Origin of the sequence: Alcanivorax sp. (assembly GCF_014762765.1) — a bacterium.
GTDB lineage: Bacteria > Pseudomonadota > Gammaproteobacteria > Pseudomonadales > Alcanivoracaceae > Alcanivorax.
Window position 1 is genome coordinate 35311 of record NZ_JABURH010000068.1, and the last position, 2525, is coordinate 37835.

The 2525-nt window shown below is 58.0% G+C and carries 3 protein-coding genes; all 3 read right to left on the reverse strand.

Annotated elements, in window-relative coordinates; all coding sequences use genetic code 11:
• On the reverse strand, positions 1-440 hold a 440-nt coding region (locus tag HUJ17_RS02745; protein WP_290509240.1), incomplete at its 3' end, for an SDR family NAD(P)-dependent oxidoreductase.
• Positions 441-832: 392 nt separating this feature from the next.
• Complete coding sequence (locus tag HUJ17_RS02750) at positions 833-1762, reverse strand: FAD-binding protein (RefSeq protein WP_290509241.1); 930 nt, start codon at positions 1760-1762, stop codon at positions 833-835.
• Positions 1762-2511, reverse strand: coding sequence for an electron transfer flavoprotein subunit beta/FixA family protein (locus tag HUJ17_RS02755; RefSeq protein WP_062817978.1), 750 nt, complete (start codon positions 2509-2511; stop codon positions 1762-1764). The genes HUJ17_RS02750 and HUJ17_RS02755 overlap by 1 nt, the downstream gene beginning before the upstream one ends.
• Between the last annotated feature and the right edge of the window lie 14 nt (positions 2512-2525).

Here is a 2525-nt window from a genome sequence, read left to right on the forward strand (position 1 = left end):
GTGGCCATACCGGGAATGGGGAACCAGGCCGACACAGAAGCGACATTCAGTATCCAGCCCTCTCCGCGCTCGGCCATGGGCGTGGCAAAAAGCTGCGTGAGTGCCAGCAGACTGCGGACGTTCACATCAACCATGCCCAGCTGATCCACCGCCAACAGCGGTTTCTGAAAACCAAAGCCGGCATTGTTGATGAGAATATCCACCTGCCGCCCGGCTGCCTGCGTCTGTGCATACACCGCTTCGGCCGCTTGCGGATCAGACAGATCAGCAGTAATCACATCAACGGTGACCGACACCAACTCCCTGGCAAGGGAATCGAGTCGCTCGGTGCGCCGCGCTACCAGAATCAGGTTGCAGCCCACAGCAGCCAGTTGCCTCGCCATCTGTTCACCGATGCCGCTGGAGGCGCCGGTGATTAACGCGGTTTTTCCCGAAAACATTTCTTGCTCCAGCTTTCAGCTTTGACTGTCCTGACGAAGTTCAAGGCACCTGTAGGAACGTAGCGTAGCGGAGTAACGCCCGCCCGGGCGGCCCGCAGGGTGCGCGCAGCGAATAATTCCCTTCCAGGGGACGAACCTCACGAAGCGAGGCGACCAAAGGGAGTGATTTCCAGTTCCCAAGGGACAGAGACAGATACGTTTTGGCATCTGAACCATTTTCCTCGCTGTCGCTCGGTTCGTCCCTCAAGAGGAACTCCTACAGCGGCTTCGTAGGAATTCAGAATGTCGCAAAACGTTTGGGTCTTCCCCGGCCCATTGAGCGTCGCTTGTACCTCGAAAACAAAAAACCCGGCACAAGGCCGGGTTTTTTGTTGGTGCTGACTGCAGGCTTTTTACAGCTTGCCGTCTAGCTCCGGTACGGCTTCGAACAGGTCAGCGACCAGGCCGTAGTCCGCCACCTGGAAGATGGGGGCTTCTTCGTCCTTGTTGATCGCAACGATGACCTTGGAGTCTTTCATGCCGGCCAGATGCTGGATGGCACCGGAGATGCCCACAGCAACGTACAGGTTCGGCGCAACGATCTTACCGGTCTGACCGACCTGCATGTCGTTGGGTACGAAACCTGCGTCAACGGCAGCACGGGAAGCACCCACGCCAGCGCCCAGCTTGTCAGCCAGCTTGTACAGGATTTCGAAGTTTTCGCCGTTGCCCATGCCACGACCACCGGAGATCACGATCTCGGCAGAGGTCAGCTCGGGACGGTCGGACTTGGCCAGCTCTTCACCCACGAAGGAGGAAATGCCAGCGTCCTTGGCGATGTCGATGTTCTCAACAGCAGCAGAACCACCTTCAGCGGCTACGCCGTCGAAAGAGGTACCACGCACGGTGATCACTTTCTTGGCATCGCTGCTTTTCACGGTAGCAATGGCGTTACCGGCGTAGATCGGACGCTTGAAGGTATCCGCGTCGATCACGTCGGAGATCTCGGAGATCTGGGCCACGTCCAGCAGCGCTGCAGCGCGCGGCGCGAAGTTTTTGCCGGTGGTGGTAGCGGCAGCCAGGATGTGGCTGTAATCAGCGCCAACTTCAGCAACCAGGTCGCCAACGTTCTCGGCCAGCTGGTGCTCGTAGGCGTCGTTGTCAGCGCACAGTACCTTGGAAACGCCATCGATCTTGGCCGCTTCTTCAGCAACAGCGCCACAGCCTTTACCGGCTACCAGCACAGTGATGTCGCCGCCGATCTCTTTGGCAGCAGCAACCACACTCAGGGTGACCTTGTTGAGCGCGGCGTTATCGTGTTCGGCGTAAACTAATACACTCATCAGATCACCTTCGCTTCGTTCTTCAGTTTCTCGACCAGCTCGTCAACGGAGCCAACGATGATGCCAGCCTGACGCTCGGCCGGGGCTTCCACACTGACGGTGGTCACACGCGGAGTCAGGTCAACGCCCAGATCAGCAGCGGTCTTGGTGTCCAGCGGCTTCTTCTTGGCTTTCATGATGTTCGGCAGAGACGCATAACGCGGCTCGTTCAGACGCAGGTCGGTGGTGACCACCGCCGGCAGGTTCAGCTCAACGGTCTGCAGGCCGCCGTCGATTTCACGGGTAACCTTCACTTTACCGTCAGCCACGTCCACTTCAGACGCGAAAGTGCCCTGCGGCATGCCGGTCAGCGCAGCCAGCATCTGGCCGGTCTGGTTGTTGTCGCCGTCGATAGCCTGTTTGCCGAGAATCACCAGGTCCGGCTTTTCTTCGTCAACGATGGCTTTCAGTGCCTTGGCGATGCCCAGCGGCTGAACGTCTTCATCGGTTTCTACCAGGATGGAGCGATCAGCGCCCAGTGCCATGGCAGTACGCAGCTGCTCCTGAGCGGTCTTGGGACCGATGGAAACGGCAACGATTTCGGTAACCACACCCTTCTCTTTCAGGCGCACCGCTTCTTCTACAGCGATTTCACAGAAGGGGTTCATGGCCATTTTGACATTAGCGAGATCAACACCAGAGTTGTCCGCCTTCACGCGAACCTTGACGTTGTAGTCAATGACTCGCTTGATGGGTACAAGAACCTTCATAGGATCCTCGGAAT

Bases quoted from the DNA above. Each gene is read 5' to 3' on its own strand.
- HUJ17_RS02750 (WP_290509241.1), bottom strand. From the start codon at position 1,762: ATGAGTGTATTAGTTTACGCCGAACACGATAACGCCGCGCTCAACAAG.
- HUJ17_RS02755 (WP_062817978.1), bottom strand. From the start codon at position 2,511: ATGAAGGTTCTTGTACCCATCAAGCGAGTCATTGACTACAACGTCAAG.